15 protein-coding genes are annotated in these 14,930 nt (G+C 53.1%); 9 read left to right on the top strand and 6 right to left on the bottom strand.

Features of this window, described 5'->3' with window-relative positions; translation table 11 throughout:
- Positions 1-43 precede the first annotated feature (43 nt).
- Entirely contained in the window at positions 44-286 is a 243-nt protein-coding gene (locus KTE_RS42070) for an SHOCT domain-containing protein (protein WP_201392717.1), read from the bottom strand.
- A gap of 368 nt (positions 287-654) precedes the next feature.
- Between KTE_RS42070 and KTE_RS42065 the strand changes: the two genes are divergently transcribed.
- A complete protein-coding gene (locus KTE_RS42065) occupies positions 655-1,005 on the top strand; it encodes an ester cyclase (protein WP_201392715.1) in 351 nt (116 codons plus the stop codon).
- A 104-nt stretch (positions 1,006-1,109) separates the two neighbouring features.
- Positions 1,110-2,219 (top strand): Zn-dependent alcohol dehydrogenase, encoded by a 1,110-nt coding sequence (locus KTE_RS42060; RefSeq protein ID WP_201392713.1) that lies wholly within the window; start codon positions 1,110-1,112, stop codon positions 2,217-2,219.
- A 91-nt stretch (positions 2,220-2,310) separates the two neighbouring features.
- On the opposite strand, the gene KTE_RS42055 is transcribed toward KTE_RS42060, so the two are convergent.
- Complete coding sequence (locus tag KTE_RS42055; RefSeq protein WP_201392711.1) at positions 2,311-2,757, bottom strand: pyridoxamine 5'-phosphate oxidase family protein; 447 nt, start codon at positions 2,755-2,757, stop codon at positions 2,311-2,313.
- Between the two features lie 106 nt (positions 2,758-2,863).
- Entirely contained in the window at positions 2,864-3,472 is a 609-nt protein-coding gene (locus KTE_RS42050; protein WP_201392709.1) for a hypothetical protein, read from the bottom strand.
- A 232-nt stretch (positions 3,473-3,704) separates the two neighbouring features.
- Between KTE_RS42050 and KTE_RS42045 the strand changes: the two genes are divergently transcribed.
- Positions 3,705-3,977 (top strand): hypothetical protein, encoded by a 273-nt coding sequence (locus KTE_RS42045; protein ID WP_201392707.1) that lies wholly within the window; start codon positions 3,705-3,707, stop codon positions 3,975-3,977.
- 4 nt (positions 3,978-3,981) lie between these two features.
- On the opposite strand, the gene KTE_RS42040 is transcribed toward KTE_RS42045, so the two are convergent.
- Positions 3,982-4,434, bottom strand: coding sequence for an NADAR family protein (locus KTE_RS42040; protein ID WP_201392705.1), 453 nt, complete (start codon positions 4,432-4,434; stop codon positions 3,982-3,984).
- Between the two features lie 238 nt (positions 4,435-4,672).
- On the opposite strand from KTE_RS42040, the gene KTE_RS42035 reads away from it, so the two are divergent.
- The 6 genes from KTE_RS42035 to KTE_RS42010 all read left to right on the top strand — a co-directional run bounded on the left by KTE_RS42035 (position 4,673) and on the right by KTE_RS42010 (position 11,014).
- Positions 4,673-5,863: a sigma-70 family RNA polymerase sigma factor gene (locus KTE_RS42035; protein WP_201392703.1), complete on the top strand. Its 1,191-nt coding sequence runs from the start codon at positions 4,673-4,675 to the stop codon at positions 5,861-5,863.
- 444 nt (positions 5,864-6,307) lie between these two features.
- On the top strand, positions 6,308-7,150 hold the full coding sequence (locus KTE_RS42030) for an ABC transporter ATP-binding protein (protein WP_201392701.1): 843 nt from the start codon (positions 6,308-6,310) through the stop codon (positions 7,148-7,150).
- Between the two features lies 1 nt (position 7,151).
- Positions 7,152-7,997 (top strand): ABC transporter permease, encoded by an 846-nt coding sequence (locus KTE_RS42025; RefSeq protein WP_236600974.1) that lies wholly within the window; start codon positions 7,152-7,154, stop codon positions 7,995-7,997.
- A 162-nt stretch (positions 7,998-8,159) separates the two neighbouring features.
- Complete coding sequence (locus KTE_RS42020) at positions 8,160-9,200, top strand: ABC transporter substrate-binding protein (protein ID WP_201392697.1); 1,041 nt, start codon at positions 8,160-8,162, stop codon at positions 9,198-9,200.
- Between the two features lie 271 nt (positions 9,201-9,471).
- The gene (locus KTE_RS50310) at positions 9,472-9,759 is read left to right on the top strand and encodes a WYL domain-containing protein (RefSeq protein ID WP_374226873.1); all 288 of its coding nucleotides are present in this window, start codon (positions 9,472-9,474) and stop codon (positions 9,757-9,759) included.
- Positions 9,760-9,787: 28 nt separating this feature from the next.
- Positions 9,788-11,014 carry an FAD-binding oxidoreductase gene (locus KTE_RS42010; RefSeq protein WP_201392694.1) on the top strand — a complete coding sequence of 409 codons (1,227 nt, stop codon included), beginning with the start codon at positions 9,788-9,790 and terminating at the stop codon, positions 11,012-11,014.
- A gap of 80 nt (positions 11,015-11,094) precedes the next feature.
- Here the strand turns inward: KTE_RS42010 and KTE_RS42005 are convergent, their stop codons facing one another.
- Both KTE_RS42005 and KTE_RS42000 read right to left on the bottom strand, forming a co-directional pair.
- Positions 11,095-11,811 (bottom strand): response regulator transcription factor, encoded by a 717-nt coding sequence (locus KTE_RS42005; protein ID WP_201392692.1) that lies wholly within the window; start codon positions 11,809-11,811, stop codon positions 11,095-11,097.
- 46 nt (positions 11,812-11,857) lie between these two features.
- The gene (locus KTE_RS42000) at positions 11,858-14,548 is read right to left on the bottom strand and encodes an ATP-binding protein (protein WP_201392690.1); all 2,691 of its coding nucleotides are present in this window, start codon (positions 14,546-14,548) and stop codon (positions 11,858-11,860) included.
- Positions 14,549-14,930: the final 382 nt, after the last annotated feature.

The following is a 14,930-nucleotide window of genomic DNA, read 5'->3' as shown; positions in this document are numbered from 1 at the left end:
AGAAATGGGGAATAGGGAAGGCCGTAGAAATTCCTCCCTGAATCTAGTAGCGAGGTTGGGCCGAACTCTCCAGGCGCTCGCGCATCTGGTCGAAGGTAGTGGCATCAATCTCACCACGAGCATAACGCCGGCGCAAGATCTCCATCGCATTTGGCTCCCCAGGCATCTCGAAATGTCTGTGCCTGGTCCTCCAGCCGAACCAGCGGGAAGCTCCCCAACAGAAGAACGCCACGATTCCTATCCACAACAACGGAAACATAGGCCAGAAGCCAGAACCCCAGTGCATATACAATCTCCTTTATCTCTTTCCCAATTTACCAATGCTTATGTGGAAACCAGCGGCGCAGCCATGGCTATAGCTCTCGCGCTCAGTTTCCCCAAAGACAGTAATTTATAGTTCTTGTAGATAGAGAAAGTATAGTGTAGGAAGATGACTGGGATGTGAATTCTGACGCCCTCTTTTGTCATTGATTTGTCATAAAAAGCCTTGCTTCTTTGCTTTAGGTGCAATCATGCTTCTTTCTGATGAGATTCAGCACGAGAATGGACGTAGTATACAACAGATAGCGTAGTGTTTTTTAATAAATAGAGCCTCTCTGAGCATGTGGAGCACATTCATAAGTAAGGGACAAATATTTTTTTAAGGGATGAAAAATGAATACAGACAGAAATAAAGACCTTGTGAGACGCTACCTGGAGATGTGGAATACTGGAAATGTGGAGTTGGCAGACGAAGTGCTTGCCTCTAACTGGGTAGATCATGCACATCCGGAGGTGACTGGCCCTGAAAGCGTCAAGCAATCGTTGTCTCAGGTGCGAGCCGCCTTCCCTGATTTTCGGATTACGATCAAGAGCATAGTGAGCGAGGGTGACATGGTGGCGATTCGTGCCACTATCCAGAGAACCCATCAAGGCAAAGAGAGTACCTCAGATGTGATGTGGTTTGTGCGTATTGCCGATGGCAAGATGACAGAGATGTGGACCGGCTCCGTGACCTCAAGTTAAGCGTTTATGCGGTATAATGCCTGTAAGCCTGGCACGAGGAGATGGACAGGCTTGCTGATTTATGTATGGATACATATTTGCGAGCAGTAACGAAGGAGTGTGCAATGATGCAAACACGAGCGGCTGTCTTGTATGAGGCGGGGAAGCCTGTCGTTATTGAGGAGATTACGCTGGATGCGCCACGCCAGGGCGAGATCCTGGTGCGTATGGAGGCGGCGGGCGTCTGCCATAGCGATCTACATGTGCGCGATGGCAGTCTGCCTGAGCCGATGCCGATTGTATTGGGACATGAGGGTGCGGGCGTCATCGCCGAAGTTGGGCCTGGTGTAACGGGCTTCGAGGTTGGGGATCGCGTAGTCCTGACCTGGGTGCCTTCCTGTGGACAGTGCTATTTTTGCCAGCGTGGTCAGACGCATCTCTGCACGACAGCTGGTGCGATGGGGGTGCAGGGGACCTTGCGCGATGGCACCAGTCGTATGCACCTTGGCGATAAGAACTTGCACCACTTCCTCGCGGTCTCGTGCTTTAGTGAGTATGTGGTTGTTCCCCAGGAGGGCGCGGCAAAGATTCCCGCCGACGTGCCTACGGAGGTCGCGGCAGTCCTGGGTTGCGCCGTGCTGACCGGCGTAGGGGCCGTTGAGCGCACGGCTGGCGTGCGTCCAGGTGAGAGCGTAACCGTGATCGGTTGTGGCGGCGTGGGCTTAAACGTGATCCAGGCGGCCAGCCTCTCGGGCGCCTATCCCATCATCGCCATCGACATCAATCCCGAGAAGTTGAAGTTGGCGCAGAGTTTTGGGGCTTCACACACTATTAACTCGCGTGAGCAGGAAGCCCTGCGCGAGGTCCGGCGCATCACACAGCTTGGCGTGGATTGGGCCTTCGAGGTCCTGGGAAATCCACGCACGATAGAGCAGGCCTGGAGTCTAATTCGCGCGGGTGGTACAGCGGTCGTGGTTGGCCTCGCACCGCGAACGTCAACGATCACACTTCCCGCCTTTGAGTTTATTATTGAGAAGAGCATTCGTGGCTGCTTTTATGGTTCCTCACGCTTCCATGCCGACGTCCCCGTGCTGCTCAAGCGCATCCAGGCTGGACGTATGCGCGTGGAGGGTATGGTCAGCCATACTGTTCCCCTCGATGAGCTGGAGACGGCGTTTGAGCGCATGCGTCGTGGAGATGGCGCACGTACGATTATTCGTTTCCCCAGCGTGTAATCTACGCATTATTCAGAGCGCTACTGGCGTACGGGCCTAGGCAGGGTGCTACATCTGGCCCAGAGGCGTAGGCCCGTACGCCAGTAGCGCTCTAATCATCCTCGATCTCAAAGCGTCCATTTTTTTTGGCCAGGCGGATACGGTAGATTGCGCTGACGAATGAGGTGGCTTGTGAATCGACCTTACGCATCTGGTGAACCGATTGGCCACTGGCTATGAGGGTCATTTCACGTTGCATTAGCAGATTAGCAGCCTGTGCCGCCTCTTCTCCCTCAAGTTCTTCAAAGGTGCCCCAGGCCATGACGCTGCGCCAGTTGGCAAGGTTCTGCACATGGTCTATTTCAAAGCAGACTTCAGGATGGGCTCTCAGCACCTGAAGCTTCACTCCTTCGAGCGAGCAACCATAAATACACTCGCCGTCATAGACATAATTGATGGGGTAGACATAGGTCTTGCCCTCCGCATGACAGCCAAGGCGCCCAATCATCTCCGTGTATAGCATTTCCTCGATTTGCGTGTTACTGAGCTTGCCAAGCATATCTTCGCTCCCCTCCCTCAAGAGAACGCTTACTTTACTTTTAGTGTTGCGCTTCACCACAAACAGAGGAGTAACAATTGGGTATTGAAGGCGATATCTGTATTATTTAATATCTTGTCTGGACCACTGTGACCTGGGCATAACGGCGCTTCAAGGCTCCGTTCAGGAGTACGGCATTCAAGATGACTGCGCCGATAACGAGCGGGATATCGCAGAAGAGGCCAATCCCTAAAGTGAATACGGCGAGGCCGATCAACACAGGCCAGTAAACGACGAAGCTACAGACGAGCAGGACGATGCCGGTAGTGGTTTCGCCCGCCATGAGCCAGCCGACCCCATAGATGCCAAGAAAAAAATTGAGCAGGATCTCTACGATGACGGGCGTATTACTCGTTTGTGCATTATTGACCACGGTAACGTTCGTCATTTGCTGGTAGGGTGGAGGATATTGAGGCTGGCCGTAGGCGTAGCTCTGCTGCTGACCCATGTAGCCTGCTTGCACTGAATTGTAGCCGGGTGCGGCATAGCCTTGCTGGGGCGCGGCATAGCCTTGCTGCGGATATGAATATCCTGTTGCAGGAGGAGCATTATTGGGTTGTTGTGGTGCATAATCAGGAACCTGGGGATATGAGTTTGGCATGGGGAAGGGGGCACCGCAGTTGGGGCATATTGTTGCATTATAGGGGGCAACCACGCCACAGCTTGCACAATTCATCAGAGATTCTCTCTTTCATTATCAGAAGTTATTAAGAATAATTGAGCTTATTAAAGTGGCCTGCGAATTGTAGCATATAAACGCATCTATTGCAATAAATTTGGAACAAATTTATTGTTACTTGCATCCAGAACCTTTTCGAGTCCTCAAAAGAACTTATTAAGGGGAGCGCAACGATTTCATCGCGATGGCGCATAACATGGCGCAGTGTCTCATACCTCAAGGTGAGGAGATGATAGATGAGCTGATCTTCTTTGAGGACAAAGGCCTCTCTCTGGTGGCGCTGGTGAGGAGCGAGAATAGTTGCGGGAAGCACCGAGTAATACTCGTATATGTTGAGGGAAAAGAAAAAGAGCCACAAATTTGTGGCTCTTCGCAAGTGACGTATTATACGTATAACATATTTGTGGCTAAAAGTCAAGATCATTTTTGCCAATTCGCCAATTTGGTAATAGCTGGTTTGCGCAAAAGCCAGCTTTGCTCATCTCCTGAAGCTTATAGTTAATAGCCTATGTTAAGGAGGGTAAGGAGCTTAGCTCCATCCGTACCTGCATCAGAATTTGTCCCAGCTTGTTCTGTCCGCTGCCATCGCTGCCACACCCCCAATAATAATCGCTGGGAGCGTTCTCGATCAATTCTTCTGCCCCAGTTGCGAGGAGAAGTTTGCGCAGATGAGCGTGTAACTCGAACTTGCGACGAACCGCTTTAAGCATAATTTCATCCTTCACCTGTTCCCAATCGGGGCGCAGGGGATGTTGGCGACTGCGCCCCAGGTCGGCGGCCTGCTTGGGTGTAAAGGCGGTGCGAATTTTATTAGCGTAGGGCGTACCTGCGAACTTCTGAGCCTGGAAGTAGTGCTCTACGGTTGGCCACCAGGCACCATCCAGGTCGATGCCGTGCCGAGAGAAATTGGAGAAGCAGCCATGTGGTTCTTCGCGAGCCGTATAAAAATAAATAGGCATAAACGTAGGGCCTCCTGTCCCTGAATCTGCCGCCAGAATAGCAGCCTTTGCCAGGAATAAGATAATTGCCATTTGCGGCTTGAGAGTATTCTCTATAAATATAAATCGCATAGAGCGCCAAAACGTAGCACTGTTTTTTGAAATTGTTCACACTTGCTCGATTAAACGCTCCCAATACTCAGGTGTAACGCTCACCTGTATATCACAATGGAAAACTGAAAGCCTTCAGAAAGGAATTATGGCAAGCGTTATGCAGCCCTCAAACTACGCGCGTCGCCAGGAGTGCTTGAACCGTTTGGCAGAAATTTACCGTTTGTATGCTGCCGATCTGCAACGCTCCATCTACAGTAAAGTCGGCGATCATGCCCTGGCCGAGGACCTGGCTAGCACGGTCTTTCTCAAAGCACTACGCTGGCTCAAGGAGGATCAGAGCCTTGAAAGTGCTCGCGGCTGGCTCTATGCAACGGCCCGAACAACAATTGTTGATTATTGGCAGACGCAGAGTCCATACGAAATGCGTTCTTTGAGTGATCTGGAGGCGCAGTCTCTTTTTCACGAGAACACGAATTTTATCGACCAGCAGACCGAGATGCGCGTGCAGCACCTCCTCAGCTTGTTGTCAGAACGTGATCGCAGTATTTTGACCTTGCACTATCTTCAGGGGTATAGCGCCGCTGAGATCGCCGAGGCACTGGGAACCAACGCGGGCCATATTCGTGTGTTGCAACTGCGAGCGCTGAGGCGTGCGGCACAGGTCGAGACAAGGGAAAGGACCAGGGATACTATGCAAGAACAAGAATCGCCATTTGATGCATTCGCCAGATCCATGACAGCGGAGAGCAAGCGCGTGCTTGATCTCGCCCGCGAAGAGATGCTTACTCTCTCTCACTGGTGGATTGGCACAGAACATCTGCTGTGGGGCCTGGCGAGCGAGGGCAGCCTGGCTTCATTTCTTACACCGCTGGGTATCACACCTCAACGTATTCATGCCGGTATCGTTTTTATTTTTGATCGCCAGGCACAACACGGTCAGCTGGTTCCTGGAGAACCACCCGCTACGAATGTATCCGCGGACGCGCTCACATTGCTGACTCCTCGTGCCAAACAGGTCATTATTCTGGCAGGGGAAGAGATGAAGAGTCAGGGCGAGAAGAGCATCCGCCCGACCCATCTTCTACTGGGCTTGATGAACGAAGGTGAGGGGATTGGTGCCGGCCTGCTTCGCTCGTTAGGCATCAGTCTCTTGCAGGCGCGCACCGCGCTCACATTACCTACCGCTCAGCAGACCTGCTCCTTCTGTGGGCGTAGCGGTTCCCAGATTGCTCATCTCTTCCCATCTGAGATCGGTATTGCTGAAGGCAGTTCGCCCAATACTTTTATCTGCGATCAATGCGTGCAGCGTTTCCACGCCATGCTTGGGACAGTCTAGAAGGGTCATCACCAGGGAAGGCTATTTATAGAACACGTAGAACGCGGTCTCCATCGGCGGCAGTGTGTTTATACATTGTTTATGCCGGTGGGGGTCGCGTTTATGCGTTGTTTATGCCTTCCTGGCTATACTTACCAGCACAGGCGTAGAGGATAGCTTAACGGCAATTGCAGGATCCTCAGACGGATCGAAGAAATGGTCCGATAGCTCAGCAGTTGCTTTCCGCCTCTAGCCTAGTTTAGCAAGAAGAGTATAACAAGGAAAAATCGAATATGTCAGGTGTTTTTGCATAAGGAAGGCAGGCGCGCCTGTACGCTGTGTACACAACCACAACCCATTAGCTCAAAAGCAATTGTGCTCATATAAAAGAACGACTTGAACTGGTAGCACGAGGTGGTGCCAGCAGACCATTCAAGAAAGGGGTTGGGTAAAATTACTCTCTCTATGACAAACACATCAACTACTCTGCAATCTGAGTCGGGCCTGGGGACGCCTGCCATTGAATTGCGCAACGTAACCAAGCGCTTTCAGACGCCAAATGGCCAGGCATATACCGCTTTACGCGACCTCTCCCTCAGTGTAAAGCCCGGCGAGTTCTGTGCCGTTGTTGGTCCCACTGGTTGCGGTAAATCGACGACCCTGGGTCTGATCTCTGGCCTGGAGAAGCCAAGCATTGGCGAGGTCGAGGTGATGGGCAATCCCGTCCAGGGCATCGACCCTCGTATCGGCTATGTCTTCCAGTCGGACGCGGTCTTCCCATGGAAAAACGTGTTGCGCAATGTCGCGACCGGCCCTCTCTTCCGTGGTGTTCCCAAGGCCGAGGCCTTTGAACGTGCGCGCGACTGGATCGCCCGCGTCGGCCTCTCTGGTTTTGAGGACCGCTATCCCCATCAGCTTTCAGGCGGTATGCGTAAACGTGTGGCCCTGGCCCAGACCCTTATTAACGAGCCACAGATTATTTTGATGGACGAGCCATTCAGCGCCCTGGATGTGCAGACGCGCATCCTGATGGAGGATGAGCTACTAAACCTCTGGTCTGCCACCTCGGCCTCTGTCGTTTTTGTTACTCACGACCTGGAAGAGGCCATCTCCCTGGCCGACAAGGTCTGTGTGCTGACCGCCGGCCCTGCAACCGTCAAAGGTATCTATAACATAGACCTGCCGCGCCCGCGCAACCTGACGGAGATCCGTTTTGATCCGCATTTTGTCCATCTGTATCAAGAAATCTGGGAAGCTCTTCGCAACGAGGTGGTCATTAGCTATGAAAGAAATAAGCAGAACGCCTGAGATGGCAGTAAATGAGGCTGAGGCCAGCATTGTGACGAAAGCACGCCAGGCCAGAACTCGTCAGCGCATCATCGTTAACATCCTGCGCATTGGCTTGTTGGTTGTGCTCGTCGGTGGCTGGGAGCTGCTCTCGCGCCTGAATATTATCGACCCCTTCTTCTGGGGACAGCCCTCGGGTATCTGGGTGCAGCTCGTCACCTGGGTAACCCAGGGGACCGCGCAGGGGCCATTGTGGGTCCAGATCGGCGTCACGCTTGAGGAAACCTTCATTGGCTTCGTGATTGGTGTCGTCCTGGGCGTTATCTCCGGTGTCGTCCTGGGGCGCAACCACTTTCTGGCCGATATTCTCAGCCCCTATATTAAGGCCGCCAACGCCATTCCGCGTGTTGTGCTTGGCTCAATCTTTGCCATTGGTCTGGGCCTGGGCATCCAATCCAAGATTGCCCTTGCCGTCGTGCTCGTCTTCTTTATTGTCTTCTTCAATGCCTTCCAGGGCGTTCGTGAGGTAGATCGTAACCTGATCGCCAACGCTCGTCTGCTTGGTGCGAGCAGCCGAAAGGTCTCGACTGAAGTTATCATTCCCTCAGCGCTGACCTGGATTATTGCCAGCTTACATACCAGTTTCAGCTTCGCGTTGGTAGGTGCCGTAGTTGGTGAGTTTATCGGTTCGACCGAGGGCCTGGGCCTGATGATCGAGTCCGCGCAGGCGAACTTTAACGCTAACGGTGTCTTCGCGGCAATGGCGATTCTCGCGGCCGTAGCCCTGATCATGGAGTTCCTGGTGACCGCGCTAGAGAATCGCTTGATTACCTGGCGACCAAACACGGTGAAGGATGTCACCATCTAAGATCTTATTCCGAAACCTAACGTCACTGGCGTGACTAGCGCTTTGCGCTCAGGGTTTTCGGAGAAGAAGTAAGCCGTGATGTATGAGGTGCATACGTTAAGATGCGCAAAGGAGCGCTATCTTTGCACGTATATTTATCAAAGATGAAAGAGGAGAAACCCTATGAAAACATGGAAGCGCAGCGTCTGGGTCAGCTTAATGCTGGGCATGACCCTGGCTCTCGTTCTCAGCGCCTGTGGCGGTGATAGCGGTAGTAGCAGCGGCGGGGGCAAGACGCATATCTCAATCATGGTTGGTGGCCTGAGTAAGCAGATTTATTTGCCAAACATGCTTGCCAAGCGCCTGGGGTATTTTGATCAGGCCGGCTTGGATGTGACCCTGATCGACGAGGCGTCCGGTCAGTCTTCCGAGAACCAGGTGCTCGCGGGCCAGGTAGACGCTGGTTCGGGTTCGTATGATCATACCATTGATCTCCAGGCCGCCGGCAAGGGCATGGAGAGCGTAGTACAGCTCGATGTTGCTCCTGGCGAGGCCGAGGTTGTCTCTGCTAAAGAAGCGGGTCAGATCAAGTCCATCGCCGATCTCAAAGGCAAGAACCTGGGCGTGACCGAGCTAGGTTCGGGTACACAGAACCTGACGATTGCGCTGCTGGCCAAGGCTGGTATCTCGCAGGACCAGGTCCATTTTATTCCTGTGGGCGCTGGCGATACCTTTATCGCGGCGATGCAGCAGGGGCGTATCGATGCTGGTATGACCACCGAGCCGACCATCTCACGCCTGACTACCAAGGGCATTGGTAACGTCCTGGTGGACCTGCGCACACCTGAGTCGACCTCGGCTGCCCTGGGTGGCCCTTACCCCTTCATCTGTGTCTTCATGAAGAATGAGTATGTCAACAGCCACAAGGACACCGTCCAGAAGCTGGTCAACGCATATGTGAAGACCATGAAGTGGATTCATACCCATAGCGCGGAAGAGATTGCTGCGCAGATGCCTGCCGATTACTATGCTGGCGACAAGGACCTCTACATTACGGCACTGAAGAATCAGTACGCGATTTATAGCCCCGATGGCAAAATGCCTCAGGGTGGTCCTGAAGCGGTGCTCAACGTAGCGAATCAGACCAAGCCTGCTGTTAAAAGCAAGACGATTGATCTGAGCAAGACCTACACCAACGAGTTCACCGACAAAGCCAACAGCTAAACGTCATTTCCCCTGTATATGTATCAATATACGTAAACCTTATCCTCCGACGAGCAGGGAGCCAACCGCGTGGTTGGCTCCCTGCTCGTGAATTTTTTTGGATCATACTCCACTGGATGTACGTCTCTTGAATGAAGAAGACAAACCAGCCAAATTGTACTTGACAACCATCGAAGATGATCGGTCCTTGACACTTTTTGTCAGGGATTGTTGCTATACTAAGCGCAGGTTTCACGTTCTGGCAGCAAAGGAGAACCGCTCTGAAATTTGATTGCTTACTTGCTCTTGTTTTTCTGTTGCAACGTTACCTAGCCTTCTCCAGCTTTTTGGGGAAGCTCTCAGCGACCGCCTTTTGCGCTCAGAACCAGATGTCTCTGGATGGAAAACGGTTTCCCTGGTCTTTGAAACGATGGAGACAGCCCGCACGGCTTTACTGGGTCTGGGTCCCATGGCTGAAGTAGTGGAACCGAGAGAACTGCGGGCGAGCGTTATAGAATGGGCATCTGGCCTACTGGCCTGCTACAGAAACAAGGCGCAGAACCAGATTGATCTCAATTGATCTTGTAAAGAGTGAAAGGATATATATAATGGTCCCAGAATCCGTCTCCTATTGGCAACATACTGCTCCACGTTTCTCTCTCCCCACTGATCTGCCGCCAGTGGCAGATGTCGCCATCGTTGGTGGAGGACTCTTAGGCGCTGCAACCTGTTATTGGTTAGCACGAGCGGGTGTTCATGCTGTCTTGCTCGAACGCACAGCACTTGCGGATGGCGCGACAGGGCGCAATGGTGGGTTTGTTCGAGCAGGTACCGCCGGGTCTTATCCTGAAGCCATTGCTCGCCTTGGACATCAAACCGCTCGTGCCGTGATGGACATCACGTATGAAAATCGCGTCTTGCTTCGCCAGGTGCTACAGGAGGAAGAGATCGCGTGTGACTACCGGGAGCCGGGTGCGCTCCAGTTGGCTCTAACTGAAGCCCAGAGTGAGGAACAACGCCAGGAAGTGGACCTATTACGAGCAGAAGGATTTTCCGCAGAGTGGCTTGAGCGAGCACAGGTGCAAGCGATGATCAACACACTACTTGCTCCCGAGATCCTTGGTGGGCGTTTTCTGCCAGAACAGGGCCTCCTCCACTCTGCGCGGCTCGTGCAGGGCCTGGTCCAGGCAGCGTTGCGCCATGGCGCAAAAACCTATCAGGCAGAAGTTCATAAGATCGAACAGGATGGAGCACATATCCGCCTGCGAACTTCGCAGGGGAGCCTGGTTGTACAAAGGGTTATTGTTGCAATCAATGCCTGGACGAGTGCCTTATTGCCAGAACTAGCGAATGTTATTGTCCCGGTTCTGGAGCAGATGCAAGCCTATGAGGCGCTTGATCCCATTTTTCCGATGGCACTCAGTGTCCACATGAACACGGGCGAATATATGCAGCAAACTCCTTCTGGCAATATTCTGATTGGAGGCTGCGGGTCTGTTGCCCCAAACGCAGGGGTTGGTATTTGGGAAAGTGTGCCAACAATCCCGGTACAAAAGGCGATTGAGCAGGTGTTGCCACGGATCTTCCCATTGCTTGCCCCTCAACTGCGCGTGGTACAGCGTTGGGCAGGAATCCTGGGATGTACGCAGGATATGCATCCGATTGTTGATGTCGCGCCAACATTTCCACAGATCTTCTTTGTTGGCGGTTTTACTGGTCATGGGATGCCGTTCGGTCTCCGCTTCGGGCAACTCTTAGCCACAGCGGCAATGGACGGGTTCCTTCCCTCTGCTCTTCAGCCATTTCGGCTGGATCGTCCTTCGCTGGGCAGGTGAGTCATGCAAACATGGCCCCTACAAATTATTGGTGCTCGCCAGGTTGTAGGGGCCATGCTTGCTGGCGGTCACCGCGCTCTTTATTTGCTGGTAGAAGTGACGAAGCGATAGCCGACGCCAGGCTCGGTGAGGAGATAGCGCGGATTGGCTGAGTCAGCCTCCAGCTTGTGGCGTAAGCGGTTGATATAGACACGAAGATATTCGGCCTCATCGCCATATTCTGGCCCCCAGATACTCTGGAGGAGCATGCGATGCGTAAGTACTTTGCCCGCGTTGGTGATCAGTTGCTTCAGCAGCGCGAACTCGGTTGGCGAGAGGCGAACCTCTTCACCCCGCAAGCGTACGACATGTCCCGCCAGGTCGACCTCGAGCTCACCAAAGTGTTTGGCGCTGCTGACGGCTGGCAGTGATCCTGTCTCTTCCCAATTTGTGCGGCGCAAGGCAGCACGTACGCGGGCTAGAAGCTCCTCCACTCCAAAGGGCTTGGTCAGGTAGTCGTCCGCGCCCAGGTCGAGCGTCGCCACTTTGTCGCGCTCTGAATCAAGCGCAGTGAGAATAATGATAGGTACGGTAGAGCTTTGGCGCACGCGCTGGCAGACCTCGAGTCCATCCATACGCGGCATCATGACATCCAGAATAAGCAGGTGGGGAGCTTCCTGTTGCCACAAGGCCATAGCTTCAAGACCATTGCTGGCTTCCAGGACCTCAAAGCCACGCGCGCGCAGATTGCGGCTCACAAAGTCTCGTAGCGCCTCCTCATCCTCGGCAAGCAGAATACGTTTTAGGGTTGCTGGCATAGGTTTTCCCCTTTGTTTAGATACGTTAATAATTGTAGATCCCGTGCTACTTATGTGGGCCTTCTCCCGCCGGAAGGGGGAGTGGAAGGGTGAACGAGATCGTTGTTCCCTGTTCAGCGCTTTCGGCCCAGATAGATGTTCCATGAGCTTCGATAAAGGCTTTGCAGATAGCCAGGCCGAGCCCGGTACCTCCTGAATGGCGTTGCCGACCATGTTGGGCGCGGTAGAAACGTTCAAATACATGTGGTAACTCGGTCGGCGCGATGCCTGGGCCGTTGTCTGTGACTGCAACAATGACCGCCTTTTCCTGTAGCTTTGCTGAGATATGTATCTCGCCCTCACCATAGGCCAGGGCATTCATGACGAGGTTGCGCAACACAACCTCTATGCGTCCACTATCGATATCTACGAGAGGCAGGTCGTCAGGGATACGCGTGGTTACCGTCACACCCGGATGCTCGGCTTCCGCGATAGTGTGCGTGACTATTTCCTGTAGCCTTGCCGGGGCGCGATTGAGTAGTAGGAGTCCTGCCTCCTGACGGGAGAGGTCCAGCAGGTTGCTGACAAGTTGTGCCATGTAGTCGGCCCTGGTACTGATGGTTTGCAGGAAGTGGCGCTGGTCTTCAATGGGCCAGATAACGTCTTCCTGTAGGAGGGTAGAGGCGTAGCCTTTGATGGCTGCCAGAGGCGTGCGCAATTCATGCCCTACCGCGCCCAGGAGTGTTGTCTTAAACTCATCTATCTCACGCTCGCGAGTTACATCACGTAACAGCAGGCCCCGTCCGATAGTTCGCCCCGCCTCGTCACCCACATCAAAGAAACGCAGGTGGATGACCTGGCGTTGTGCGTGTCGCTCAAGCTCAATGAGGAGTTCAGGCTTTTCGGCGGAAGTGGCCTGGAGCATCTTTCGCGCACACTCCTCTGGCTCCATAGTCGATCGGGAAAGCGCCTCGTAGAGGACCTGTATAGGATGACGTTCAAGTTCTGTAATGGGCAGGCTGGTGATAGAGCTGGCGCCCGGGTTGGCGTAGAGCACGGTTCCATCGATACCTGTCAACACCAGGCCATCGCTCATGCTCTCCATAATTGCCTCTAGCTTCTGTTTCTCCTCCGAAGCCTGCTGATAGAGCTGGGCGTTCTCACGCGCTACCTCACGTAGCCGTTCGTCACTGCGCTCATAGAGAACGGCGTGCTCCCAGGCCAGGGTGGCGTAGTTGGCGAATGTCAGGAGGAGATCGATCTCATTCTGGTTAAAGGGCTGGGGTTGAGTGCGATGGACCAGCAGGACCACGCCACCTGCATGGTGGCTGATAATGGGGACCGCCAGCACCGAGCGGAAGCCCTCGTCATATGAGAGCGAAGGCGCTGGCTCTGCGCTGAGCAACTTTTGCACAGGTCGGCCAGAGTGGAGGGCCAGGACGGCTGAGGAGCTCACATTTTCGGGTGCCAGGGAGAGGATATCATTATAGCGCCGGTTATGCCCATCGCTTACCAGTACATGTAAGACTCCTTGCTCGTCTGGCAGCAGTACCGCAGCGGCCTGTACATCTACCAGGCGGCGAACCTCGCGAATAATTTTCCCTACCACCGCCTGCGGTTCTAAGGAGCCCACGACGACGCTTGAGGTCTCAAGCAGTGTCTGGAGTTCGCCCAGCTTGGCCAGGCCATCGCGCTCCAGGCGGATGAGTGAGCGTGCCAGGTAGCCAACTTCGTCCGCGCGCCTGGCGAGTTGGGTGGCATGGGACGGGATAGATTGTTCCGAGGAGGGTAGAGCCTGGTGTTGTATCGCCAGGGTATGTAGAGGACGAATAACGCGCCCATGTAACAGGAGCCAGAAGAGCAGGCCGCCGATAGTGAAGATGAGCGCGACTGTAAGAAGCCAGAGATGCAGTTGAGTCACGACATAGAGCGCTTCAGAGGCTGGACGCTGAACGACCACTGCCCAGCCAATATCAGAAACTGGAACCGAGCTAAAGAGCCAGCTCTGTCCATCAAGCCCGGTTCCAAGTTGTGAGTTCCCTTGATGCTGTAGGGCCAGGTCCGCACCTGGCAGTTCATCAAGGACAGTTTGCAGGAGACGCGGGTGATCGGGAGTCCCCACCAATTCACCACGGGCGTCAATAATGCTAATCTGGAGTTGATGTTGCTGGAGCTGTTGCGCTTTAACGACAGCTTGCAAAGGTTCGCTCAACTCGAAGAGTGAGAGGCTGGCGGCAATGATGCCTACAAGCGTGCCATGGTTATCGTGTATGGGGGCAGCAATGATGACGCCCGCGTTAAAGGTTGTTTCGACGGCGATGCCTACCTCTATGACAGGATTGGCTGTATTACGTACGCGTGGAACTACATCTGGTGGCGAAAATTCGACCGCCATACTGGATTTCAATTGTGGATAGGAAGTTTGAATGAGGCCAAGTGGATCAAGCCAGTATACATGGTCTACATCGTTACGCGCCGTCTGGTAAGTCTGAAAGAGTTGCATAATAGCCTGGGATGTTCTGGCCTGCATAGCCAGGTGTCCAAGCGTGCTCAGTGAAACTTCAGAATCGCGTAAATGAAGATTTGTCTCAAGCGCAATCTCTTGAGCCAGGGCCTGGTCAGAAGCCTGAACGGCTTCACGCTGTTGTTGCTCAATAACAGTGTTTATTCCTGCTCCCCCGACGAGAACTACAATGACAAAAAGTAAATAGACGCTTACTAATTGGTAGAGCAGCGAATGACGTAAAAGTGGAGGCATACCTGGCACTCCTCACCGAGTTTTGGCTGAAACCCCGCATAGTAGCGAGTCATCAGTGTACAACACACCACTACTTTGAGACATTTAAATGTATTATAGCCTACAAATGGGAAAAGCTAACAAGCAATGCATAGAAATAGTAGCAAATATGTCTGTTTGCTTATATCGCTACTAGATAATAGAGCATCTTTCTGGTGCTTATTGTAGACAATATAATGAAAAAATGCGATAGGATATTCTATTAAAGTGTATGGGTTTTATTTTTTATATTTTTTATGTGAGAGATTATGCAAACCCATGGCGTATATATACTATACTATGTTACTAGAGTATCCCCTTTTTAAGGATATGAAAAAGGTGTGGACTAGAACGCTTGGTTTTC

Origin of the sequence: Ktedonobacter sp. SOSP1-85, assembly GCF_016587415.1 — a bacterium.
Classification (GTDB): domain Bacteria; phylum Chloroflexota; class Ktedonobacteria; order Ktedonobacterales; family Ktedonobacteraceae; genus Ktedonobacter.
This window is presented reverse-complemented; position numbering and strand designations above follow the sequence as displayed.